Source organism: Ferrimonas gelatinilytica (assembly GCF_039544205.1).
Lineage (GTDB): Bacteria > Pseudomonadota > Gammaproteobacteria > Enterobacterales > Shewanellaceae > Ferrimonas > Ferrimonas gelatinilytica.
The window spans coordinates 224907-248440 of the sequence record NZ_BAABLF010000013.1; the positions used below are offsets into that span (position 1 = coordinate 224907).

19 protein-coding genes and 1 pseudogene are annotated in these 23534 nt (G+C 59.1%); 17 read left to right on the plus strand and 3 right to left on the minus strand.

The window, feature by feature from the left end:
- Positions 1-20 precede the first annotated feature (20 nt).
- Positions 21-632 (minus strand): YjaG family protein, encoded by a 612-nt coding sequence (locus tag ABD997_RS11060; protein WP_345317076.1) that lies wholly within the window; start codon positions 630-632, stop codon positions 21-23.
- Between the two features lie 11 nt (positions 633-643).
- On the minus strand, positions 644-3358 hold the full coding sequence (gene barA, locus ABD997_RS11065) for a two-component sensor histidine kinase BarA (protein WP_425557065.1): 2715 nt from the start codon (positions 3356-3358) through the stop codon (positions 644-646).
- A gap of 86 nt (positions 3359-3444) precedes the next feature.
- Here barA and rlmD point away from each other — a divergent pair, with 86 nt between their 5' ends.
- The 13 genes and pseudogenes from rlmD (at position 3445) to rpoS (ending at position 17263) form a co-directional block, all read left to right on the plus strand.
- Positions 3445-4821, plus strand: a complete 1377-nt coding sequence (gene rlmD, locus ABD997_RS11070; protein ID WP_345317078.1) for a 23S rRNA (uracil(1939)-C(5))-methyltransferase RlmD — start codon at positions 3445-3447, stop codon at positions 4819-4821.
- Positions 4822-4897: 76 nt separating this feature from the next.
- The gene (gene relA / locus ABD997_RS11075) at positions 4898-7096 is read left to right on the plus strand and encodes a GTP diphosphokinase (protein WP_345317079.1); all 2199 of its coding nucleotides are present in this window, start codon (positions 4898-4900) and stop codon (positions 7094-7096) included.
- Entirely contained in the window at positions 7096-7905 is an 810-nt protein-coding gene (mazG, locus tag ABD997_RS11080; protein ID WP_345317080.1) for a nucleoside triphosphate pyrophosphohydrolase, read from the plus strand. Before relA ends, mazG begins: the two co-directional genes overlap by 1 nt.
- A gap of 133 nt (positions 7906-8038) precedes the next feature.
- On the plus strand, positions 8039-9676 hold the full coding sequence (gene pyrG, locus ABD997_RS11085) for a CTP synthase (RefSeq protein WP_345317081.1): 1638 nt from the start codon (positions 8039-8041) through the stop codon (positions 9674-9676).
- A gap of 68 nt (positions 9677-9744) precedes the next feature.
- Positions 9745-11040, plus strand: coding sequence for a phosphopyruvate hydratase (gene eno / locus ABD997_RS11090; RefSeq protein WP_345317082.1), 1296 nt, complete (start codon positions 9745-9747; stop codon positions 11038-11040).
- 164 nt (positions 11041-11204) lie between these two features.
- A complete protein-coding gene (gene ftsB / locus ABD997_RS11095; RefSeq protein ID WP_345317083.1) occupies positions 11205-11489 on the plus strand; it encodes a cell division protein FtsB in 285 nt (94 codons plus the stop codon).
- Between the two features lie 36 nt (positions 11490-11525).
- A complete protein-coding gene (ispD, locus tag ABD997_RS11100; RefSeq protein WP_345317084.1) occupies positions 11526-12209 on the plus strand; it encodes a 2-C-methyl-D-erythritol 4-phosphate cytidylyltransferase in 684 nt (227 codons plus the stop codon).
- 14 nt (positions 12210-12223) lie between these two features.
- Positions 12224-12697: a 2-C-methyl-D-erythritol 2,4-cyclodiphosphate synthase gene (gene ispF, locus ABD997_RS11105; protein WP_345317085.1), complete on the plus strand. Its 474-nt coding sequence runs from the start codon at positions 12224-12226 to the stop codon at positions 12695-12697.
- A pseudogene (truD, locus tag ABD997_RS11110) lies at positions 12690-13679 on the plus strand (tRNA pseudouridine(13) synthase TruD); the annotation flags it as partial. The gene ispF and the pseudogene truD, both read left to right, overlap by 8 nt.
- A gap of 219 nt (positions 13680-13898) precedes the next feature.
- Complete coding sequence (gene surE, locus ABD997_RS11115) at positions 13899-14645, plus strand: 5'/3'-nucleotidase SurE (RefSeq protein WP_345317096.1); 747 nt, start codon at positions 13899-13901, stop codon at positions 14643-14645.
- Positions 14642-15280, plus strand: a complete 639-nt coding sequence (locus ABD997_RS11120; protein ID WP_345317086.1) for a protein-L-isoaspartate(D-aspartate) O-methyltransferase — start codon at positions 14642-14644, stop codon at positions 15278-15280. Before surE ends, ABD997_RS11120 begins: the two co-directional genes overlap by 4 nt.
- Positions 15281-15303: 23 nt before the next feature.
- Complete coding sequence (locus tag ABD997_RS11125; protein WP_345317097.1) at positions 15304-16194, plus strand: peptidoglycan DD-metalloendopeptidase family protein; 891 nt, start codon at positions 15304-15306, stop codon at positions 16192-16194.
- Between the two features lie 142 nt (positions 16195-16336).
- The gene (gene rpoS / locus ABD997_RS11130; RefSeq protein ID WP_345317098.1) at positions 16337-17263 is read left to right on the plus strand and encodes an RNA polymerase sigma factor RpoS; all 927 of its coding nucleotides are present in this window, start codon (positions 16337-16339) and stop codon (positions 17261-17263) included.
- 134 nt (positions 17264-17397) lie between these two features.
- Here rpoS and ABD997_RS11135 read toward each other — a convergent pair whose 3' ends face one another.
- Positions 17398-18159 carry an outer membrane protein assembly factor BamD gene (locus ABD997_RS11135; protein WP_345317087.1) on the minus strand — a complete coding sequence of 254 codons (762 nt, stop codon included), beginning with the start codon at positions 18157-18159 and terminating at the stop codon, positions 17398-17400.
- 121 nt (positions 18160-18280) lie between these two features.
- On the opposite strand from ABD997_RS11135, the gene rluD reads away from it, so the two are divergent.
- The 4 genes from rluD (at position 18281) to ABD997_RS11155 (ending at position 23143) form a co-directional block, all read left to right on the plus strand.
- Positions 18281-19252, plus strand: coding sequence for a 23S rRNA pseudouridine(1911/1915/1917) synthase RluD (gene rluD, locus ABD997_RS11140; protein WP_345317088.1), 972 nt, complete (start codon positions 18281-18283; stop codon positions 19250-19252).
- Positions 19249-19983, plus strand: coding sequence for a peptidoglycan editing factor PgeF (gene pgeF, locus ABD997_RS11145; RefSeq protein ID WP_345317089.1), 735 nt, complete (start codon positions 19249-19251; stop codon positions 19981-19983). Before rluD ends, pgeF begins: the two co-directional genes overlap by 4 nt.
- Before the next feature lie 58 nt (positions 19984-20041).
- Positions 20042-22618 carry an ATP-dependent chaperone ClpB gene (gene clpB / locus ABD997_RS11150; protein WP_345317090.1) on the plus strand — a complete coding sequence of 859 codons (2577 nt, stop codon included), beginning with the start codon at positions 20042-20044 and terminating at the stop codon, positions 22616-22618.
- A 165-nt stretch (positions 22619-22783) separates the two neighbouring features.
- Positions 22784-23143: a hypothetical protein gene (locus tag ABD997_RS11155; RefSeq protein ID WP_345317091.1), complete on the plus strand. Its 360-nt coding sequence runs from the start codon at positions 22784-22786 to the stop codon at positions 23141-23143.
- The last annotated feature ends 391 nt before the right edge of the window (positions 23144-23534 follow it).

Here is a 23534-nt window from a genome sequence, read left to right on the forward strand (position 1 = left end):
GGTGGGCGTAGAGGCTGCGGTCAGGCCTCGTCGGTCAGGGTCACTCCGATATTGGAGACCCCTTCGTCGCGGAGCTCTTTTCTCAACGCTTTGACCGCTTCGGGATCGATGGGGTCTTGCTCTTCGACCCATTCGAGCAACTGGTTCTGGATCTCACGCTCCTGAGCCATCAGGGGGTGGCTGAAGACAAAGTCATCCAGCGCTTCCTCGCTCTCCACCTCCGGCTGTTCCGAGGCCTCGATGAAGGCCGCTACCGTGCTGCTGGAGAGTTTGGAGAGGTTAATCAGATCGGTATCCACCTTCTGTTCCATGGCACTGAGGATGGTGACCATCGCCACCAGGGCATCGGTTGCCGGGTAGACCCCGTAAAAGTCGTATTCCTCAGGCTCCGGGATCAGGAGTTCCAGCTGATCCTGCATCCGCTCGTAGTTGAGCTTAAAGTTCCGGGTATAGAGCGATTGCCACAACATGTCCTGAATGGTCGCCGCTTTTTGGCTGTCGGCCTGTTCGGTGATCTGGGCAAACAGCAGGTAGTTGGGCAGCATGCGCTCGGACAGCGCGATGGCGAACAAAGTCAGTTGTTTGCTGTTAAGGGCTTTGATGCGGTTGAAAAAACCGGGTTTGGCAGTCATTACGCTTCCTGTCATGCCGCCAGGTAGGGGCGGGCGGCGGTGGCTACGAGGTTAAGTTGGTCCTGCAGTTCCATCAGTTCCGGCTCCAGGTGTTCCATCTCCTGGCCCTGCTTCAGGCTGGACTCGATCTGCGCACAGATTTTTTGCAGGTCTGGTACTCCAGAGTAGCAGGTGGCGCCGTGCAACTTGTGCACGCAGCGCAGCAGGGCGTCATTCTCGCCCATGGTGATGGCATGATCCAGCTCTGCAAGGGTCTCTGGAATGCTGTCCACCAGCATTGCGAGCATCTCTTTGGCCAGGGAGGGGTTCCCGCCGGCCTGGGAGAGTGCCAGCGGCCAGTTGACCGCGCCTTCGCTCTCTTGCGGCGAGCGCACCCAGTGCTTGAGTGTCCTGGCCAGACTCTGTTCATCAATCGGTTTAGTCAGGCAGTCGTCCATCCCGGCGGCCAGGATCCGGCTCTGTTCATCGGCCAGGGTATGGGCAGTAACCGCGATGATGGGGGTGTGCCGGTTCAGTGAGTCGCGTCGGATGATCGCCGTGGCCTGGAGCCCATCCATCTCCGGCATCTGGATATCCATGAAGATGGCGTCATAGCGATGTTGGCAGCACTTCTCGACCGCCGCCTGACCATCGCGAGCGCTATCGACGTTTTGTGCCATCTCCGTCAGCAGGGTGGTGATCAGTTTCAGGTTGGCCGGATTATCGTCCACCGCCAACAGCCGTATCGGTGCTCGCTCATTGCTCGATTGGCTTGATGGTGGCAGATCGGCCGCCGGTGCCGGCAGGGTTTGCGCCGGTTTCTCTGCCGAGGGCTTCAGCAGGCTCTGGTAAAGTCGGCGCGCCGAGAGCGGCATGCTCAGCAGAGTACAGGCGCCCTCCCTGGCCAGATGTTGCCAGTGGGCAGCCAAGTTACCCTCGGTCATCAACACCCGTTGGGGGTAGTTGGGGGGCAGTTCATCACTCTCATCCAACTGCTGAGCATTGAGCAGCAGGACAGGGGCAGGCTCAGTGGTCGGTTGCTCCGGCAGGGCGCCCAGGTTGTCGATGGTCTGGACCGGGAGTTGCCACTGGCGAAGCAGTTGCTGCACGGCGTGTCGGCTGTGGCGCCGGGGTTCCAACAGGATCACGCGGGTTCCCTGAAGGGGAGCGGCCGGCAGGGGGGTATCGATGGCGAAGGTGCTGGGCTCAATGCTGAGGGTAAACCAGAAGGTGCTGCCCTTCTCTTTCTCGGAGGTAAAGCCGATCTGTCCCTCCATCTGGTTCACCAGCCGCTTGGTGATCACCAGGCCCAGACCGGTACCGCCGAAGCGACGGGTGACCGAGCTGTCGGCCTGACCAAAGGCCTGGAACAGCATCGACTGCTGCTCCTTGGCGATGCCGATCCCAGTATCCGAAACCTCACCGCGCAAAATCACCCGATCGGCGGTTCGATCCGCCAGGGCCAGGTGCAGACGGACACAGCCCTGCTCGGTGAACTTGATGGCGTTCCCCAGCAGGTTGGTCAATACCTGCTGGATCCTGAGGATATCGCCGCAGAGACTGTCGGGAACCTCCTCCTCGATCTCCACCACCAGTTCCAGCCCCTTGTCGTAGGCGGAACCGCTGAGTAACTGGAGGGTTTCATCCACCGAGTCCCGCAGGGCAAAAGGAACCTTCTCCAGCACCATCTTACCCGCCTCCAACTTGGAGAAGTCGAGGATGTCGTTGATGATGGAGAGCAGGTTGGTGGCGCTGCGCTCAATGGTTTGCAGGTAATCGCGCTGGTTGTCATGCAGCGGCGTTTTCAGTAGTTGGCGGGTAAAGCCGATGACGCCGTTGAGCGGTGTCCGGAGCTCATGACTCATGTTGGCCAGGAATTCGGACTTGATTCGGCTCGCCTCCAGGGCGCGTTTCTTGGCGATATCCAGCTCGACGTTCTGGATCTCAATCTGTTCCAGGGTCTCCCTGAGGTCCGAAGTGGCCTGGTCGATGTTCTGCTGCATCTCGTCATGGTACTCGGCCAACGAGGCGGCCATGGCGTTGATGCCCCGTTTCAGTGAGTCCAGTTCGCCGATCAGGTCACCCTCCAGACGGGTATTGAGCTTACCTTCACGGATCTTGGCCACGGCCCGGACCATTTCGGTGATGGGGGCGGTCACGTTCTTGAGCAGTCGGAAGGTAAAGAGCAGATTCAGCTGAACCCCAAGCAGCACCACGATAAAGGCCACCACCGCGGCCCGGTACTGCTCCAGCAGGGCTTCATGCTTGTTGAGCTGGATCGACACGTAGCCCAGCTGGGTGCGGGGGCCGGGTTCCGATCCCATCGGTAAGGCTTCCTGGATCACCGGCGCCCTCAGCACCAGGATGTCGCCGTAGTGCTCCAGCAGCAGGCCTTGCTGGAAGTCTCGGTTCTCCGGCATCCGCAGCAGTTCGAAGTCACGCTGGTAACGGCTGCTCACCAGCACCTGGTTCTGGTTGTCGAAGACGGCGATGGTTTTGATCAGTCCGGCGTTGTGCCTTTGAACCTGGTCGATTAGCCGCTTGGTATACTCCCGGTTTTGGGCTTGAAGGCCGTACTCACAGGCGATGGCCAGGGGTTCAATGATGTTGGTGCCCTGGCGCAGCAGGGTGGTCTCCAGCTCCGAGAATCGACTGGAGGTGAAGTAGCCACCCAGTATCAGCCCCACCAGCATGGTGGGAGCCAGGGCCAGCACCAGCACCCAGGTGCGCAGACTGTATTTGGTCACCGTTTTCATGTGTGGGAAACTGATCTCCTCGGTGGCGCCAAGATGACGCTGCCCTCGATCCCAACAGTGTAAACAACCGAGCGACCATGGCCCAGTTTTATTCCCCCAAGTCCAAGAAAACCAAGACCTTGCCACAAATTATCGAGGTCGAAGCCAGTGCGCTGGACCATCAGGGCAACGCCGTGGCAAGCCATGAGGGCAAAGTGATCTTCGTGCCCGGACTGCTGCCGGGAGAGTCGGCCCGGGTACAACTCGAGAAGAGCAAGCATCGTTTTGCCGAGGGAAAGGTGGTCAAACGCCTGCGGGATCATCCGCAGCGGGTCAAACCACACTGTTCCCATTTCGACCGCTGCGGCGGGTGCCAGTTGCAGTACGCCACGGCGCAGGCGCAGCGGGAGTGGAAGCAGGCGGCCCTGCTGACCCTGTTGAGCCACCGAGGCGGACAAAGTGAGTCCGAGATGACCAAGGGGCTGGCGGAGCCCTTGAGCGGCCCGCAGTGGCACTACCGTCGCCGCGCCCGGATTGGTGCCAGGGTGGTGCGAGGGCAACTGCTGTTGGGCTTCCGTCAGCGCGGCAGTAACCGACTGCTCGATATTGACCAGTGCCCGGTGCTGGCGGAACCGCTTAATGCCCTGCTGCCGAAACTTCGGCAGCAACTGGGCACAATGGCGTTGGCCGGTGATATTGGCCATGTCGACCTGGTCCTCGCTCACGAGGGGCCGGTGGTGGTCCTGCGCGTGCTGGCACCGGTGTCGAAAACCCAGCGCCGGGTGCTGAAAGAGTGGGCCGAGAAAGCGGGCTGCCAGCTGCTGCTGCACACCGATGAGGGCCTTGAGACCCTGACCGGTGCCGTGCCATCGGCGTTGCATTACGAGATCGGCCAGACCGCATCCGGGGAGCCGCGGCCGATGCCGGCTTTTTTGCCCGGTGACTTTGTTCAGATCAACGACAGCGTTAACCGGCAGATGATCGATCAGGCGATCGAGTGGCTGCAGCCCCAACCGGAAGAGACCGGGTTGGATCTGTTCTGCGGTGGCGGGAACTTCAGCTTTGCCCTGGCTTCCCTGAGCAAGCACCTGGTCGGAGTCGAGGGCGTTGCGTCCATGGTGGAACGGGCGTCGGCTCGCGCAACGGAGCTGGCGCTGACGAACTGCACGTTTTACTGCGCGGATCTCAACGGGGATCTGCCCGATGAGGCCTGGGCGCAGAGGGTGGACTGGCTGCTGCTGGATCCGGCCCGGGCCGGGGCGTTCGGGGTGCTGCCCTGGATCCCCAAACTGGCACCGAAGCGGATCCTCTACATCTCCTGTGATCCCATGAGTTTGGCCAAAGACGCCAGAGTGTTAACAGAGCAGGGCTATGAGATGATCCGGCTTGGTCTGGTCGACATGTTCCCGCATACTCACCACCTGGAGTCGATGGCGCTGTTTGTGCCGCGCTCCCGGGGCAAACGACGGGCGTAAGCCTGCCGAAGGGGCGACCTGGGGACAGCGTCATCGAGTTACGACAGGGGCGGCATCGGCAGGAGGGAGAAGCCACATGGTATCCGTACGTCACATACATTTTGGTCAAACACCAACATCGCTGACGACCTGGCTTGAAGGGCTGGCGCTGTCGGACAAGCAGCGAGAGGCGCTGGCGGCCACCTGCCAGTATTGCCAGCGCTGCGAGTGTGACGATGCCGACCGTGTCGAGTCGCTGATGCTGCGTGCCCGGGAGATGGTGGAGATCCTGCTGCCCCTGAACATGGATCTGGACACCTTGCGGGCCAGCGTGCTCTACGTGTTTGTTGATGAAGAGTTACTGCCGCTGGAGCAGCTTCAGGAGCAGCAAGGGGAGGGGCTGACGGCCCTGGTACAGTCGGTCCAGGTGATGGCGGCGATCCGCTCCTTGCGCAGCCGCAGCACCCCCGGCGAGGCGCAGATCGACAAACTGCGCAAGATGTTGCTGGCGATGGTGGAGGATGTCCGTGCCGTCGTGATCAAGCTGGCGGAGGCGGTGGTGCTGCTTCGGGAGGTGAAGGGGGCCGACGAAGAGACCCGGGTGATCCTGGCCCGGGAGGTCAGCGACATCCATGCCCCCCTGGCCAATCGACTGGGGATCGGCCAGCTCAAGTGGGAGCTGGAAGATCTCGCCTTTCGCTACCTGCACCCGAAGACCTACAAAGAGATCGCCCGCTGGCTTGATGGCAAGCGTATCGACCGGGAAACCTACATTGATAACTTCGTTTCCACCCTTCAGGCAGCTCTGGACAAGGACGGGATCCGGGCGGAGGTGTCCGGCCGGCCGAAGCATATCTACAGCATCTGGCGCAAGATGCAGAAGAAGAACCTCAGCTTCGAGGAGCTGTTCGATGTGCGCGCCGTGCGCATCATTGCCGACCGTCTGCAGGACTGCTATGGCGCGTTGGGGATGGTGCACAGCCTTTGGCACCACCTGCCCAACGAGTTCGATGACTATGTCGCGACACCCAAATCCAACGGTTACCAGTCGATCCACACGGTGGTGATGGGGCCGCAGGGGAAGACCGTGGAGATCCAGATCCGTACTTGGCAGATGCATGAGGATGCGGAGCTCGGGGTCGCTGCCCACTGGAAGTACAAGGAGGGCAGCACCGGCAAGGCTGGCGGTTTCGAAGAGAAGATCAACTGGCTGCGCAAGATCCTGGCGTGGCAGGATGACGTGGTGGAGTCCGGTAACCTGGTGGAGGAGATCCGCTCCCAGGTGTTCGAGGACCGCGTCTATGTGTTCACCCCCCGCGGTGATGTGATCGACCTGCCCGTCGGCAGTACGGTGCTGGATTTCGCCTACTACATCCACTCCCAGGTGGGGCACCGTTGCATCGGCGCCAAGATTGATGGGCGCATTGTCACCTTTACCACCCTCGTCGAGACGGGGCAGCGGGTGGAGATCCTCACCAGCAAAGAGCCGAACCCCAAGCGAGACTGGCTCAATCCCAATGCCGGCTTCATCAAGACCAGCCGTGCCAGAGGCAAGATACAGGCCTGGTTCAAGTCCCAGGCCAAGGAGAAAAACGCGGCCGCCGGTCGGGAGATGCTCGAAGCGGAGCTGGCCAAAAAGGATCTGAGCCTGAGTGACGCCCAAGGGGCGGTCAAGCGATTCAATATGCACAGCTTTGACGACCTGCTGGCGGCGATTGGCGGGGGGGATGTGCGGCTGTCCCAGGTGATTAACCACCTGCAGAGCAAGCTCGGACGACACGAATTCGACGAGCAGCAGGCGATGGAGGAGCTGCTGGCCAAGCCCGCGCCGAGTCATAAGGCGAAAAGTTCCGGTCAGGTGGAGGTCAATGGGGTCGGCAACCTGCTGACCCATATCGCCAACTGCTGTCAGCCGCTGCCCGGCGACGATATTCAGGGGTACATCACCCGGGGGAAAGGGGTCTCCGTGCATCGTGACGGTTGTGATCAGCTTGCTCACCTGCTGGAGCGCCACCCGGAGCGGGTGGTGGACGTGGTTTGGGGGGGCAGCCACTCCGGCGGGTTCAACGCCACGGTTCGGCTGTTGGCCAATGATCGGGCCGGGCTGCTTCGGGATGTCACCACGGTGCTGGCCAACGAAAAGTCCAACGTGGTGGAGATGAGCAGTCACTCCGATGAGAAGCAGAACACCGCCGCCATTGAGTTGAAGATGGAACTCTACAACATGACTTCCTTGTCCCGGATCCTGGCCCGCCTGGGTCAGATCAACGGCGTAATCGAAGTGAGGCGGGTGTAATGGGCGGTAACCCAGGCTCTGTTGAGCGTCTGCTCAAGATCATGGCGCGGCTGCGGGACCCCAACGGGGGATGCCCCTGGGATCGCCGCCAAACCTACGCCACCATAGTGCCCCACACCCTGGAGGAAGCCTACGAGGTGGCGGATGCCATCGAGCGGCAAGACTTCGATGATCTGCCGGATGAGTTGGGCGACCTGCTGTTCCAGGTGGTCTTCTACGCCCAGCTGGGCCAGGAGGAGGGGCGATTCGACTTCGGCGAGGTGGTACAGCGCATCTGCGACAAGTTAGAACGCCGGCACCCCCATGTTTTCGGGGCCCAGAGCGATAGCGCGTTCCTGGACGAGGCGGCATTGACCACCGAGTGGGAGCGGCGCAAGGCCAGCGAGCGGGCAAAGAAAGCCCGAACCGGGATACTGGCGGATGTGCCCACCGCTTTGCCGGCCCTATCCCGCAGCGTCAAGTTGCAAAAACGCGCCGCCCGTGTGGGCTTTGACTGGGACAACTTGGCGCCGGTGGCCGGGAAAATCAGCGAGGAACTCGACGAGGTGCTGGAGGCGGTGCAGGAAGACGAGTCGCAACAGCGTGTCCAGGAGGAGCTGGGGGATCTGCTCTTCGCGGTTACCAACCTGGCCCGTCACCTAAACGTGGATCCCGAGCAGGCGTTGCGCCTGGCCAACCAGAAGTTTGAGCACCGTTTTAACGGGGTAGAGCAGCGCTGTCAGCAGGCCCAGTTGCCGCTCAAGGAGGCGGGTATGGCACAGCTGGAAGCGTTTTGGCAGGAGATAAAAAGGGCGGAAAAGGGGGGCTGAAGCTGCCCTGTCACGATTGTCCCCAATGTGGTTTTTGGGTAGAATAATCCCCCGTCCTAAAGGGGGTCGAATTACCTGCTATAACCTTGGTAAATCGGCCTGCTTTTAAAATCCCAAATTTCTCAGGTTCAGCATGACTACAAACTATATCTTCGTTACGGGCGGGGTGGTTTCCTCGTTGGGGAAAGGTATTGCCGCCGCGTCCGTGGCCGCATTGCTGGAGGCGCGTGGCCTCAATGTCACCATGATGAAACTGGATCCTTACATCAACCTGGATCCGGGCACCATGAGCCCGACTCAGCACGGGGAAGTGTTTGTGACCGAAGACGGCGCGGAGACCGATCTGGACCTGGGTCACTATGAGCGCTTCATCCGTACCAAGATGAGCCAGCGCAACAACTTTACCACTGGCCGGATCTACTCCGATGTCCTGCGCAAAGAGCGCCGCGGTGACTACCTGGGCGCCACCATCCAGGTGATCCCCCACATCACTAACGCCATCAAGGAGCGGGTACTGGCCGGTGCCGAAGGGCATGACGTGGCCATCGTCGAGGTGGGCGGCACCGTCGGTGATATCGAGTCCCTGCCGTTTCTCGAGGCCCTGCGTCAGCTGGCGGTCGAACTCGGCCGTGAGCGTGCCATGTTCATGCACCTGACGCTGGTCCCTTACCTGGCCGCGGCGGGCGAAGTAAAAACTAAGCCGACCCAGCACTCCGTTAAGGAGCTGCTCTCCATCGGGATCCAGCCGGATGTCCTGGTGTGCCGTTCCGATCGTGCGATCCCCGCCAACGAGCGTAAGAAGATCGCCCTGTTCTGTAACGTGCCGGAGCGGGCGGTGATCTCCATGAAGGATGTGGACAGCATCTACAAGATCCCGGCGCTGCTGAAATCCCAGGGCCTGGATGAGACCTTCGTTCAGCGCTTCGGCCTAAGCTGTCCGGAAGCGGATCTGACCGAGTGGGAGCAGGTGATCTACCAGGAGGCCAATCCCGTCGGAGAGGTCACCATAGGTATGGTGGGCAAGTACGTTGAGCTGCCGGATGCCTACAAGTCGGTGAACGAAGCGCTCAAGCACGCGGGTCTGAAGACCCGTCAGCAGGTCAACATCAAGTATGTGGACTCCCAGGACTTGGAGTCCCGCGGTGTCGAAGCCCTGGAGGGGCTGGACGGTATCCTGGTACCCGGCGGATTCGGTGAGCGTGGCGTTGAAGGGAAGATCCTGGCGGCCCAATACGCCCGGGAGAACAACCTGCCCTACTTCGGGATCTGCCTGGGGATGCAGGTGGCGCTGATCGAGTACGCACGCAACGTGGCCGGCCTTACGGGCGCCCACTCCAGTGAGTTCGACCCGACAACCGAATATCCGGTAGTGGGGCTGATCACTGAGTGGCTGGATAAGGACGGCAAGGTTGAGGAGCGCACCGAAGAGTCGGACCTCGGTGGCACCATGCGCCTGGGAGCACAGCTGTGTCACCTGGTCAAAGGCTCCAAGGCCCGTGAACTCTACAACAGCGACACCTGTGTTGAACGTCACCGTCATCGTTACGAAGTGAACAACAACTTCCGCAAGCCGCTTGAGAAAGCGGGACTGGTTTTCTCCGGACTCTCTGCGGACAAAAAGCTGGTAGAGATGATTGAGATACCCAGCCACCCGTTCTTCGTGGCCGGTCAGTTCCACCCGGAATTTACCTCCACCCCCCGGGATGGCCATCCGCTGTTCGAAGGCTTTGTGAAAGCGGCCGGCGAACACGCCAAGGGCGAGTTAAAGTAATTTGATTCAGAAAAGCCGGGCCTTGGGTGCCCGGCTTTCTTGTTTTAAGGAAAACTGAGGAAACTATCATGGCGAACATCATTAAAGTTTTGGGCCGCGAGGTGATGGACTCTCGCGGAAACCCCACCGTGGAAGCCGAGGTGCATCTTGAAGGGGGCTATGTCGGTATGGCATGTGCGCCCTCCGGCGCCTCCACGGGGACCCGCGAAGCGCTGGAACTGCGTGATGGCGACAAGTCCCGTTACCTGGGCAAGGGCGTCCTCAAAGCGGTAGCCAACGTGAACGAACTGATCGGCCCGGCATTGATGGGCAAGGATGCGCTGGCGCAGCGTGAGATCGACCAGATCATGATCGATCTGGATGGCACTGAGAACAAAGACAAGCTGGGCGCCAATGCCATCCTCGCGGTCTCCCTGGCCAACGCCAAGGCTGCTGCCGCTGCCAAGGGGATGCCCCTCTACGCGCACATCGCCGAGCTCAACGGCACCCCGGGGGTCTACTCCATGCCGCTGCCGATGATGAACATCCTCAACGGCGGTGAGCACGCCGACAACAACGTCGACATCCAGGAGTTCATGATCCAGCCGGTCTCCGCGCCGACCTTCCGCGAAGGCCTGCGTATGGGGGCGGAGATCTTCCATGCGCTGAAGAAGGTGCTGTCCGCCAAGGGACTGAACACCGCTGTGGGTGACGAGGGTGGCTTCGCACCGAACCTGGCATCCAACGCCGATGCGCTGGCGGTGATCAAGGAGGCGGTAGAAGCCGCCGGTTATACCCTGGGCAGCGATGTGACCCTGGCGATGGACTGCGCCGCCTCCGAGTTCTACGTTGATGGCCAGTACAACCTCAAGGGCGAAGGGAAAGTTTTTGATGCCAAGGGGTTCTCCGATTACCTGGCGCAGCTGTGCGAGCAGTACCCCATCATCTCCATTGAGGATGGCCTGGATGAGTCCGACTGGGATGGCTGGGCTTACCAGACTCAGATCCTGGGGGATAAGATCCAGCTGGTGGGTGACGATCTCTTCGTGACCAACACCAAGATCCTCAAGCGCGGCATCGATAACAAGATCGCCAATTCCATCCTGATCAAGTTCAACCAGATCGGTTCTTTGACCGAGACCCTGGAAGCGATCAAGATGGCCAAGGATGCCGGTTTCACCGCGGTCATCTCGCACCGCTCCGGTGAGACCGAGGATGCCACCATCGCCGATCTGGCAGTGGGCACCGCCGCTGGCCAGATCAAGACCGGCTCCCTGTGTCGCTCCGACCGGGTTGCCAAGTACAACCAGTTGCTGCGTATCGAAGAGCAGCTGGGCGATAAGGCCCCTTACCGCGGCCGTGCCGAGGTGAACGGCCAGGGCTGATCCCACCCGCCGTAATAGAGGCCGCCCTAGGGCGGCCTTTTTGATGGTCATCAGCATGGGGCAGCGGTGTCGTATCCGATATTTGTCGAGATAAGCCGGTGAATCCCTTTTCTTTTCCTTTTGCTTGGGCCAAGATCTCGCTATTCCAAACTGAGGCGAGCGCGATGCGGATCCTACTGGTTCTGTGCATTTTGCTGCTGGGTGCACTGCAATACCGCCTTTGGTGGGGCAACAACAGCCTCAAAGAGGTGGTGCGACTCAACGAGCAGATCCAACGACAACAGCAGGGCAATACTGAACTGCAGCAGAGAAATGAGCTGCTGCGTCACGAGATCGAAGATCTCCGTGATGGCTTGGATGCGGTCGAGGAGCGCGCCCGCCACGAGCTGGGGATGATCCGTCCGGATGAACAGTTCTACCGCGTGATCCGCCGCTCATCACAACCTTGAATTTGGTAAGCCTGAGTTCCCTAACCTGGAGTCGAGATGTCGCTGGATCCTAACCTCCCCGTCATTGCGGTGGTGCCCGCTGCCGGGGTGGGAAAACGCATGGGAGAGGCCCTGCCTAAGCAGTACCTGCCGTTGAAGGGGCGCCCCATTCTCTCCCACACTCTCTCTCGCCTGCTGCAGCATCCGGCCATTACTCGGGTGGTCGTGGCGTTGGGACCGGAGGATGGGTATTTCGATGACCTCCCGGAGTCCCGTCACCCGAAGCTGACCCGGGTTATTGGCGGCAGTGAGCGTGCCGACTCGGTTCTACGGGCGTTGGAGACCATCGAGGAGGAGGGTGCCTGGGCCCTGGTTCACGATGCGGCCCGGCCCTGCCTGAGTGACGAGGATATCGCCCTGCTGTTGCATCAGTGCGGTGACCAAGGGGCACTGCTGGCCGCGCCGGTCAGGGATACCATGAAGCGTGCCGATGCCCATGGGCGGGTCGATCACACGGTCGAGCGTGCCGCGCTTTGGCACGCCCTGACGCCACAACTGTTCCCGGCGCAGGCGTTGCGAGATGCCTTGCGACAGGCAAAGGCGTCCGGTGCCGAGATCACCGATGAGTCCTCTGCCATGGAGCGGCTCGGCTGGAAACCTATCCTGGTTCCCGGTCGGGTGGATAATATCAAAGTGACCCATCCGGACGACCTGCGTCTGGCGGCCCTGTTTTTAGCCTGAGGGAGGGCGTAGAGATGCGAATTGGACACGGTTTTGATGTGCATAAGTTTGGCGGCGAGGGGCCAGTGATCCTCGGAGGTGTTGCGGTGCCCTATGAACAGGGACTGCTGGCTCACTCTGACGGCGATGTCGTGCTGCACGCGGTCAGTGATGCCCTGCTCGGCGCCTTGGCCCTCGGGGATATTGGCCACCATTTCCCGGATACGGATCCCGCCTTCAAGGGGGCGGACAGTCGGGAGTTGCTTCGCCACTGCTTTGTCCAGGTTGAGTCGCGGGGTTACCGCATTGGAAACCTGGATGTTACCGTCATCGCCCAGGCTCCGAAGATGGCACCCCATATCGAGGCGATGCGCGCCAATCTGGCGCAGGATCTGAACACCGAGGTTGCCAACATCAATGTGAAGGCAACCACCACAGAAAAACTGGGCTTTACCGGCCGTAAAGAGGGGATCGCCACCGAAGCGGTGGTACTGCTACGCAATGACTGATTACACCCTGCCCCAGTGGCATTACCGATTTGGCCAGCCGGAGCAGACCGGCACCATACGTACCCTGCCGGAGCACTTCCAGGTTGAGGAGATGCTGCCGTTTCGTCCCGATGGTGAAGGAGAAAACCATCTCATTCACATCGAAAAGCGGGGGCTGACGACCCACCAGGTGGCCAAACAGCTGGCGCAGTTTGCCCAGGTGCCGGTGCGGGACGTTTCCTGGGCGGGGCTGAAGGATAAGCACGGCGTTACCCGGCAGTGGCTCTGCGTCCGGATCCCGGGCAAAAACACCCCCAACTGGCAGGAGCTCAACAGTGATGAGCTGACCATCCTGGAGTCGGATCGCACCCTGAAAAAGCTCCGCCCCGGTGCCCTGATGGGGAATCGGTTCCGGATCGCTGTCGCAGAGATCGAGGATATGGCGCCGGTCTTGGCGCGGTTGGAGAAGATCCGAACCGGGGTGCCAAATTATTACGGTGAACAGCGCTTTGGCCATAACGGCATGAACGTTGCCCGGGCTGCACAGATGTTTGCTGGGCGCAAAGTCAAAGATCGCAACAAACGCAGTATCTACCTCTCTGCGGCGCGCAGTTTCCTGTTCAACCATGTGGTTTCCGAACGTCTGGCACAGCACGGGATGACCCCGATGGATGGCGATGCGGTGATGCTCTCCGGCAGTAACAGCTTCTTCATCGCTGAGCCGTGGGACGAGGCCACCCTGGCACGGCTTCAGGCGGGAGATGTCGCCTTGTCAGCACCTCTGTTCGGGGACGGGGGCGCTGGCAGCCAGGGCGATGCCGCCGAGTTTGAGCAGCGGATCGTTGCACCTTGGTCGGAACTGTTGGCCGGGCTGAGCTCAGCGCGCCTCTCCCCGGAGCGACGCCGTCTTCTGCTGAAGCCGGAAGGGCTGACCCACCGGGTTGAGGAGGGGGTGTTGTGGCTGGAGTTCATGCTGCCACCGGGGGCCTTTGCCACAAGCATTCTTCGGGAGTTGGTGAACTATCGGGATGCCCAGGCTTACTTCTCGCCGGAGCAGGAGGTCGATAGAGAGCCGGTTGAGATGCCGGAGAGAAGCGAGCAGAGCGGCCATACCCCGGCTGACGACCCTGAACCGAGTCCATCATCTGACATTGCCCTCCGGGAAGCGTCGATCCCTGATGCCTCGCCGGAGCCCGGAGTGAAACCGAGTAGTCGAAAATCGATGAAGATCCTGGTGAGTAATGATGATGGTGTCCATGCGCCCGGGATCAAGGCGCTCAGCGATGCCTTGACGCAGGTTGCCCAGATCACCACGGTTGCGCCGGATCGAAACTGCTCAGGGGCATCGAACTCGCTAACGCTTACCAATCCGCTTCGCACTCAGACTCTGGAGAATGGCTACATCCAGGTTAACGGTACGCCGACGGATTGCGTCCACCTGGCGATCCGTGAGCTGATCGATGAAGAGCCGGATCTGGTGGTATCCGGCGTTAACGCCGGAGCCAATCTGGGGGATGATACCCTCTATTCCGGCACCGTTGCGGCGGCGATGGAGGGGCGCCATCTAGGGCTTCCGGCGATCGCGGTCTCCCTGGTGGGGCGTGAGTTAAAACACTACGATACGGCGGCGCAAATCACCCGTCAGATCGTGGAGCTGCTGATGGCTGAGCCCCTGCCCAAGGAGTACATCCTCAACATCAATGTGCCGGATTGCCCCATGGATGAGATCAAGGGGATCAAAGTCACCCGCCTGGGTAACCGGCACAAGTCAGAGGGGATGGTACGTACTACCGATCCTGCCGGGCGTCGGATTTTCTGGCTTGGGCCTCCGGGGTTGGAACAGGATGCCGGTGAAGGCACCGATTTCCACGCCGTGGCACACGGTTACGTGTCGATTACCCCCCTGAAGGTTGATTTGACGGCCCATCAGCAACTGGACACCCTTAAGCAATGGGTGAAAGGGCTATGACATTGAAGACTCAGGGGTACGGGACTCGCCTGGTTCAGCAACTCAAGCAGGGAGGGATCCAGGATCCGCGTGTGCTTGAAGCGATCGGGAAGATCCCAAGACAGCTGTTCGTCGAGGGGGCTTTGGCCAGTCGTGCTTGGGAGAACACCGCCCTGCCTATCGGGGCGGGACAGACCATCTCTCAGCCTTACATCGTTGCTAGGATGACGGAACTGCTCCTGGAAAAGCTGCCTGATGGACCGGTATTGGAGCTGGGTACCGGTTCCGGCTACCAGGCCGCAGTGCTGGCCAGCCTGGTGCCACAATTGTGTACCGTCGAGCGGATCAAAAGCCTGCAAATCTTGGCACGACGCCGACTCAAGCAGTTGGATCTGCACAATATCGCCTTCAAGTATGGGGATGGCTGGCAAGGCTGGCCCAGTAAAGGTCCGTTCGCAGGCATTATTGTCACCGCTGCCGCCAGCGAGGTGCCGGTGGCGTTGCTTCAACAGTTGATGGAGGGGGGACGCCTGGTGATCCCGGTGGGGGATAAGCAGCAGATCCTCAGGGTGATCGAGAGGCGGGGCGCGGATTTTCCAAGCAGGGATGTGGAAGCGGTGCGCTTCGTTCCCCTGGTGAAAGGGGCCACCGAGTAGAACATAAAGGGACTGGCGTGAACATGGTGCAACTTCTGCAGCGACTGGTACTCTGTCTGGGTTCGATGGCCTTGCTGCCGAGCTGCTCGTTGTCACAGGCGCCCGCCCCGGTGGCGGCCCTGCACACGGGGCCGACCTATCATCAGCGCACCGCGGGCAGCCTGACCGGATCCAACTACACCGTCAAAAAGGGCGATACCCTCTACTCCATCGCCTTTGCCTCCGGCGTAGATTACCGAACCTTGGCCAAATGGAACCGGCTGGATCGCCGTTACACCATTTACCCTGGCCAGCGCCTTCTTCTTCGTGCTCCCGAGTCAACACCCCAGCGGCCCAAATCATCCGCGAAAGTCAGCAGCGTCGCCGCCTCCAGCCGTTCAGAAGCCAAGCCGTCAGCGCAATCCTCTGAGGTCCGTCCACAAAAACAACAAAAAACAACGGTTGATCCCAACTCGCAGCCTCGATATGCTGAATCTGCTTCTTCACAAATTGCTAACAATCAATCCAGTGAAAAAGCATCTCAAATTGCTCTTCCCGCCACCGTCTCTCGCTGGCAGTGGCCGACAACCGGGACTCTTATCCGGGGTTTTTCGTCTGCGGAAGGTGGAAACAAGGGGCTTGATATTGCCGCGGCGGAGGGAACGCCGGTGGTCAGTACGGCTCCGGGGAGAGTGGTTTATGCAGGTAGTGCCTTGCGCGGCTACGGTAAGCTGGTGATCGTCAAACACAGTGACGACTTCCTCAGTGCCTACGCCCACAATAAGCGGATCCTGGTATCAGAAAAACAACAGGTCAGAGCCGGACAGAAGATTGCGGAAGTCGGGAGTACCGACGCGGAGCGCAGTAAGCTCCATTTCGAAATCCGATATCAAGGTAAGTCAGTCGACCCAATGCGTTATTTGCCCCGCAGATAGGGGATGATCGGTGCTGATCATGCAGGGAACACAGTGAGCACCAAATGAAGGTTTGGGATAACTGGGAGATTTGCCAATGAGTCCAAAGAAAAACGTATTTGACGACATGACTGCTGTTGATCTGAACGCCCATCCGGAGGCCATGGGCGCCACAGGCGACCAACCTAAAAGTACCAAGGGTAGAAAAGCCGCCAACGCGAACATTGACCAGCTGGTGCAGGATGACCTGCAGAAGAATCTGGATGCCACGCAACTATATCTCAGCGAAATCGGGTTCTCACCGCTGCTGACTGCGGAGGAGGAGGTCTATTACGCTCGCCGGGCCCAGAAGGATTGTGCCAAATCCCGCAACCGGATGATCGAGTCCAATCTGAGACTGGTGGTGAAGATCGCCCGCCGATACAACAACCGGGGACTGGCCTTGCTCGACCTGATCGAGGAGGGGAACCTGGGATTAATCCGGGCGGTAGAGAAGTTTGACCCGGAGCGGGGCTTTCGCTTCTCAACCTACGCCACTTGGTGGATCCGCCAGACTATAGAGCGGGCGATCATGAATCAAACCCGTACGATTCGCCTGCCTATTCACGTGGTTAAAGAGTTGAATGTGTACCTGCGAACGGCACGTGAACTGGCCCACAGCCTGGACCACGAGCCGACCGCCGAGGAGATCGCCGACAAGCTGGATAAGCCGGTGGAAGATGTCAGCAGGATGCTGAAGCTGAATGAAAAAATCAGCTCTGTCGATACCCCGATTGGTGGCGATAGCGATAAGGCGCTGCTGGACGTTATCGCAGACGAGGACAAAGTGTGTCCCGAAGTCCAGGCACAGGACGATGACATCAAGGATTCGGTAGTGCGCTGGCTGGATGAATTGAACTCTAAACAGCGGGAGGTGCTGGCCCGTCGTTTCGGCCTTCTAGGCTATGAACCTTCGACGCTGGAGGATGTGGGTCGAGAGATTGGCTTGACTCGTGAGCGGGTTCGTCAGATCCAGGTGGAAGCCCTGAGACGTTTGAGGGAGTTGATTGGCTCCCAAGGGCTCTCTGTGGAGTCGCTGTTTAAGGCCTGATACAACAAAATCATGATTGGGAAAGCCGGGGGCAGATCGCCGTCGGTTTTTTTGTGCCTTTTGCGTGCAAAGAAAATAAAACAATCCCCGCTGTCTAAGCGGGGATTGCGGCTGAAAGTTGGCGGGATTCAGTCTTACTTGGCCAGGCGGTTATCGGGGTAGGTCGCCTTGAGTACGGCGCGGGCATTGGCCGCCAGAGCATCCTGCTCCAACTGGCTATAGCTGCGGATCAGGATCTCTAGGGCCCGCTCGGTTGACGGGGTGCCGGGATAGGTTTCGAGAACCTGCTGGGCCCGGTTGGCGGCGGCCACCCAGGCTTCCATCTTCACGTAATAGTCGGCCACGCGCAGAGAAAACTCGGCGAGACGATTTTTCAGCATCACCATACGTTTCTGCGCATCCGGAGCGTAGCGGCTATTGGGGTAGCTTCGAATCAGGGTTTCAAAATCCCGGAAGGCGGCGATGGCGTTGGAGGGATCCCGGTCATCACGATTGATGCCGATCAGTTCATGAAACAGGTAGTTATCTGCCTGCATATTCACCAACCCACGCATGTAGTAGACGTAGTCGATATCTTCATGGGTGGGGTTAAGGCGAATGAAACGGTCGATATTGGCCAGGGCGCTGGCGCTGTCGTCCAACTTGTAATAGGCAAAAATCAGATCCAACTGGACCTGGGTTTTGTGGGGGCCAAACGGGTAGCGGCTATCCAGTGCCTCAAGGATATCGCTGGCACGGGTGAAGTTGCCCATCTCCATGGCAGAACGCGCATCGGTGTAAAGTTTTTCAGGCGATTGATTTTCGTATTGGTAGAGGTTGCCATCCTTGCTGGTACAGCCGGATAGGAACAGTAAGCTACTGACTACCAGTAGTAGCGGACCTGAGTTTTTGCGCATGCGAGTACGTGATCCCTAAACAAGCCGTGCGAGTTGCCGGCAAAAAGCGATAAAATGCAACTTGAGCGATTCTAACAGAACTGAACTTGAATTCGAGCCTTTCCGACCTAAGCCAGAGACTATGACCCAAAACATTGAATTGATAGGAAAAATATCCGAAAGCCAGATCGGCCAACGGTTAGACCAAGCCTTGGCGGAATGTTTTTCCGATTACTCCCGTAGCCGCATCAAAGAGTGGATCCTGGCGGATAACGTGACTCTGGATGGCCGTGTGGCCAACAAGCCGAGGGAGAAAGTGGTCGGTGGCGAGTCGGTCGTTGTCCGGGCGGCGCTGGAGGAGGAGGTGATCTCCCGCCCCCAGGAGATCCCGCTCAACATCGTGTACGAGGATGAGCACATCCTGGTTATCAACAAGCCTGCGGATTTTGTGGTCCATCCCGGGGCCGGTAATCATGATGGCACCGTTCTCAACGCGTTGCTTTATCACTGCCCGGAGATTGTTAGCGTACCCCGAGCGGGGATAGTACATCGTCTCGATAAAGACACCACGGGACTGATGGTGGTGGCGAAAACGGTCCCGGCGCAGACGCATCTGGTGGCCCAACTGCAAGCTCGGGAGATTACCCGTGAGTATGAAGCGATCGCTCTGGGCACAATGACCGCCGGTGGATTGGTGGATGAACCTATCGGGCGTCACCCTCAGCGCCGAACCCACATGGCGGTGACCGAGATCGGTAAGCCTGCAGTGACGCACTATCGGATCCGGGAAAAGTTCCGAGCTCACACCCGCTTACGCCTGCGACTTGAGACCGGCCGAACCCACCAGATCCGAGTTCATATGGCCCACCTCGGACACCCCTTGGTGGGAGATCCCCTCTACAGCGGTCGTCCCCGTCCGGTCAAAGGCTGGAGCGAGGAGTTGCGAAACTTCTTGAAGCAGTTCAAGCGGCAGGCATTGCATGCTGCCATGCTGCGACTGGAGCACCCTATCACCGGTGAGGTGATGCAGTGGCAGGCACCGATCCCGACAGACATGGTGAAGCTGACGGAACTGCTGCGTGAGGACACTCAGGTTCATGGGATGGATTATTGATCGGCTTTCGTCCTGATTGGCCAGCCCCCCTCAACGTGCTGGCGCTCTCTACCAGCCGGTGCGGCGGTCAGTCGCAAGGAGTCTTTGCCGGGCTGAACCTGGGGCTGCATGTTGGCGATTTGACCTCCACCGTCGAGGCAAATCGTCAGCATGTCAAATCCGCCCTTCCCGCCGGAGCAACGATCCAGTGGCTTGATCAGGTCCATGGTACAGAGGTGATCACGGAGCATGCACCGGGCTCCCTGCCGCAGGCCGACGCGAGTGTGGCATCGGGTATCAACCAGTTTTGTGCCGTCATGACTGCCGATTGTTTGCCGGTGCTGTTTTGCGATCGTCACGGCACTAAGGTGGCGGCAGCGCATGCGGGGTGGCGCGGTCTCGTAAATGGTGTCCTGGAGCGGACGCTGGAACAGTTCGGCTCCGAGCCAGGAGCAATCATGGCATGGTTGGGACCGGCTATTGGACCCTCTGCTTTTGAAGTGGGTTCGGAGGTCAGAGCCGCTTTCGTGGCAAAGGATCCGAACGCCGCGAGTGCTTTTGTCCCCCATGGCGAGCGTTATCTGGCTGATCTGTACCAGCTGGCTCGCCTTTGCCTTCGAGCAAGGGGATTGACCGCCATCTATGGCGGAGAGTGGTGCACCTACTCCGACCCTTCCCGTTTTTACTCTTACCGGCGTCAAGGTCGCACCGGACGTCAGGCCAGCCTCATCGGGATCCTGCCCAGCGCTTGAAATTAAGCGGTTCCGCCCCCAATTTTGTTACAGAATCACTGTTCACAAGGGGTACCGCATGCGGCTCGATAAAATGACCAACAAGTTTCAACTGGCGATCTCCGATGCCCAGTCGTTGGCGCTTGGGCGGGATCATCAATACATTGAACCGGCCCACGTCATGTTGGCGCTGCTGGAACAGCGGGACAGCAGCATTCATCCGCTTTTGAAGGCGGCGGGCGTCAGTGCTCATGCCTTAAAGACCCAACTGCAGCAGAGTATCGACCGCCTTCCCACGGTCACCGGAGGGGATGCGGACGTCCAGGTTTCACGGGATCTCATCAAGGTGATGAATCTCTGCGATAAATTGGCACAAAAGCGGGGTGAGCAGTTTATCTCCAGTGAGCTGTTCATCCTTGCCGTACTTGAGGCCAAGGGGGAACTAGGCCAGGTACTGATGCAGCTGGGGGCCGATCCGGCCAAGCTTAATGCGGCCATCGATGCGGTTCGCGGCGGTGCCAAAGTGGACAGTGCGGAGGCCGAGGACCAGCGTCAAGCTCTGGATAAATATACGTTGGATCTCAATGCCAGGGCCGCGGAGGGTAAGCTGGATCCGGTTATCGGCCGGGATGAGGAGATCCGCCGTACTATCCAGGTCCTTCAACGTCGCAGCAAAAACAACCCGGTATTGATCGGTGAGCCCGGGGTCGGGAAAACCGCCATCGTCGAGGGGCTGGCGCAGCGTATTGTCAATGGCGAGGTGCCTGAGGGACTCAAAGACAAGCGGGTGCTGTCACTGGACATGGGCGCGCTTCTGGCCGGTGCAAAGTACCGTGGCGAATTTGAAGAGCGCCTCAAGGCGGTCCTGAACGAACTTGCCCACGAAGAGGGGCGGGTTATCCTCTTTATCGATGAGCTACATACCATGGTGGGCGCCGGTAAGGCCGATGGCGCCATGGATGCCGGTAACATGCTTAAGCCCGCTCTGGCCCGCGGTGAACTGCATTGTGTCGGCGCAACGACACTGGACGAGTACCGTCAATATGTCGAAAAAGACGCTGCCCTTGAGCGGCGCTTCCAGAAAGTGCTGGTGGATGAGCCCACGGTGGAGGATACCATCGCGATTTTGCGGGGGTTGAAGGAGCGTTACGAGATCCACCATAGCGTTGAGATTACCGATCCGGCGATTGTTGCGGCTGCGACACTCTCCCATCGATACGTGTCGGATAGAAAACTGCCAGATAAGGCGATCGATCTGATCGATGAGGCGGCGTCCAGTATCCGGCTGGAGATCGACTCCAAACCTGAGCCATTGGATCGACTGGAGCGCCGTATCATTCAGCTCAAGCTGGAAGAGCAGGCACTGCAAAAAGAGTCCGATGATGCCAGCCGGAAAAGGCTGGAAACGCTGCGTAACCAGATCACCGAGCTTGAGCGTGAATTTGCCGAGCTGGATGAGGTGTGGCGTAGTGAAAAAGCTGCGCTGGCTGGCACCCAACACATCAAGGAGGCGCTCGAGCAGGCGCGTCAGGAGCTGGAGGTGGCCCGCCGCGCCAGCGATCTAAACCGGATGTCAGAGCTGCAATATGGCCGCATCCCCGAGCTGGAAAAGCAGTTAGCCCTGGCTGCTGAGGCGGAGGTGCAGGAGATGCATCTGCTGAAAAACAAGGTGACGGATGCGGAAATCGCCGAGGTGCTGGCGAAAGCCACCGGGATCCCTGTGGCTAAGATGCTCGAGGGAGAGCGCGACAAGCTGCTAAAGATGGAATCACACTTGCATCAACGGGTTGTTGGCCAGGATGAAGCGGTGGATGCGGTGGCCAATGCCATCAGGCGCAGTCGTGCTGGTCTGGGCGATCCGGGGAGGCCGATTGGGTCATTCCTGTTCCTTGGCCCGACCGGGGTTGGGAAAACCGAACTCTGTAAAGCGTTGGCCCATTTCATGTTTGATACCACCGAAGCGATGGTGCGTATCGACATGTCCGAGTTTATGGAGAAGCACTCGGTAGCGCGATTGGTCGGTGCGCCTCCGGGTTACGTGGGTTATGAAGAGGGCGGTTATCTGACCGAGGCAGTAAGGCGCAAGCCCTACTCGGTGATTTTGCTCGATGAGGTGGAGAAGGCACATCCAGATGTTTTCAACATTCTTCTGCAGGTGCTGGATGATGGTCGTTTAACCGATGGCCAGGGACGCACGGTGGATTTCCGCAACACGGTAATCATCATGACATCCAACCTGGGTTCGGATCAGATCCAGCAGCATTTCGGTGAGCTCGACTATAACGAGCTGAAGGATTTGATGCAGGGCGTGTTGAACCAGGCGTTTAGGCCGGAGTTTTTGAACCGTGTGGATGATGTCGTGGTGTTCCATCCGCTGGAGCAGGCACAAATCGCCGCTATTGCGCGTATCCAGCTCGATCGGTTGGAAAAACGGCTGGCAGATAAGGGGTACCAACTGGATATCGATCAAACGACTTTGGAGTTCCTGGCCTCGGCCGGCTTCGATCCTGTGTTCGGCGCGCGTCCTCTGAAGCGAGCTATCCAGAACAAGCTGGAAAACCCTCTGGCGCAGCAGATCCTTTCTGGCGCTCTGCTACCGGAGAAACCAATCCGGATAGAGAACACAACCGATGGACTTCAGTTCATCCAAAGCTAGTTAACCGCTGGTACGTTAAAAAAAGCGCAGAAATTCTGCGCTTTTTTGCTTTTCGATGCGTACCAACAGGAGTCGCGCGGGTAAGCGCGAAGTTGGTCTACTTGGCGTATAGCTGCTAAGTAAAAAGGGTAGGCACTTAACCATGCACGATGCAGGGAGGAAAATATGTGCCCAGGAAAACTGTTGAAGAGGATGTCAGGGATCGTGATGCTTGGAGGCTTGCTGCTGGCCCCCGGTCTCACATTCGCGAACCATTACGGTGGAACCAATTACTACCAACTGGTTCAGCAAGCGAAAAGTGCAAAGCGAGTCGAGGTAATTGCGCAGGCAGAGTCAAGGCAGGCACTTGTTGAGGTGCTAGCATCGGCGGACAGCGGTGACATCAACAAACTGTTGGAAAGCAGCCCCACGGCTGCGGGTGGAGAAGCCGCAAGAGTAGAGGAGAAGCAGGTTGTCGAAAAGTGTTACTACAGCGTCCAAGCTGTGGCCTGTAAAACCAAAACCGTTTATCAGCTTGTCAAGTAACGTAGGTATGTATGCCGGGGTACCTTGCCCCGGCTTTTTCTTTGTCCAATAGCTACCTCGCGACCGCTTTCCGTCTATAGTTTCCTGACGCCCCCGCTAACCTATCGTTGCGGAGGCGCCAATTGACGGCGCTAATTTGCTCGGTTCGGCTATTTTTTGTTCGTTCAGTTCTTGGCGTGACAAAAGCGCTTGCGGAAGCCAAACTCCGCCCTATAATGCGCTCCCTGTCGACGGGGCACAGCGAGCCACTCAGTGAGAGGCTAAGCGGCGTCACCAAAGGGGTTTCGGCCCGACTGGTTAAAACCTCGACGGTTGAAAAGAAAGTTGAAAAACGGCCTTGACGACCACGGTGGATTCACTAGAATACGCCACCTGCCTTGAGCAAAGCGGC

Excerpts from the sequence above, each read along its gene's own strand:
- ABD997_RS11060 (WP_345317076.1), bottom strand. The coding sequence starts at position 632 with ATGACTGCCAAACCCGGTTTTTTCAACCGCATCAAAGCCCTTAACAGC.
- rlmD (WP_345317078.1), top strand. The coding sequence starts at position 3,445 with ATGGCCCAGTTTTATTCCCCCAAGTCCAAGAAAACCAAGACCTTGCCA.
- relA (WP_345317079.1), top strand. The coding sequence starts at position 4,898 with ATGGTATCCGTACGTCACATACATTTTGGTCAAACACCAACATCGCTG.
- mazG (WP_345317080.1), top strand. The coding sequence starts at position 7,096 with ATGGGCGGTAACCCAGGCTCTGTTGAGCGTCTGCTCAAGATCATGGCG.
- pyrG (WP_345317081.1), top strand. The coding sequence starts at position 8,039 with ATGACTACAAACTATATCTTCGTTACGGGCGGGGTGGTTTCCTCGTTG.
- eno (WP_345317082.1), top strand. The coding sequence starts at position 9,745 with ATGGCGAACATCATTAAAGTTTTGGGCCGCGAGGTGATGGACTCTCGC.
- ftsB (WP_345317083.1), top strand. The coding sequence starts at position 11,205 with ATGCGGATCCTACTGGTTCTGTGCATTTTGCTGCTGGGTGCACTGCAA.
- ispD (WP_345317084.1), top strand. The coding sequence starts at position 11,526 with ATGTCGCTGGATCCTAACCTCCCCGTCATTGCGGTGGTGCCCGCTGCC.
- ispF (WP_345317085.1), top strand. The coding sequence starts at position 12,224 with ATGCGAATTGGACACGGTTTTGATGTGCATAAGTTTGGCGGCGAGGGG.
- surE (WP_345317096.1), top strand. The coding sequence starts at position 13,899 with ATGAAGATCCTGGTGAGTAATGATGATGGTGTCCATGCGCCCGGGATC.
- ABD997_RS11120 (WP_345317086.1), top strand. The coding sequence starts at position 14,642 with ATGACATTGAAGACTCAGGGGTACGGGACTCGCCTGGTTCAGCAACTC.
- ABD997_RS11125 (WP_345317097.1), top strand. The coding sequence starts at position 15,304 with ATGGTGCAACTTCTGCAGCGACTGGTACTCTGTCTGGGTTCGATGGCC.
- rpoS (WP_345317098.1), top strand. The coding sequence starts at position 16,337 with ATGGGCGCCACAGGCGACCAACCTAAAAGTACCAAGGGTAGAAAAGCC.
- ABD997_RS11135 (WP_345317087.1), bottom strand. The coding sequence starts at position 18,159 with ATGCGCAAAAACTCAGGTCCGCTACTACTGGTAGTCAGTAGCTTACTG.
- rluD (WP_345317088.1), top strand. The coding sequence starts at position 18,281 with ATGACCCAAAACATTGAATTGATAGGAAAAATATCCGAAAGCCAGATC.
- clpB (WP_345317090.1), top strand. The coding sequence starts at position 20,042 with ATGCGGCTCGATAAAATGACCAACAAGTTTCAACTGGCGATCTCCGAT.
- ABD997_RS11155 (WP_345317091.1), top strand. The coding sequence starts at position 22,784 with ATGTGCCCAGGAAAACTGTTGAAGAGGATGTCAGGGATCGTGATGCTT.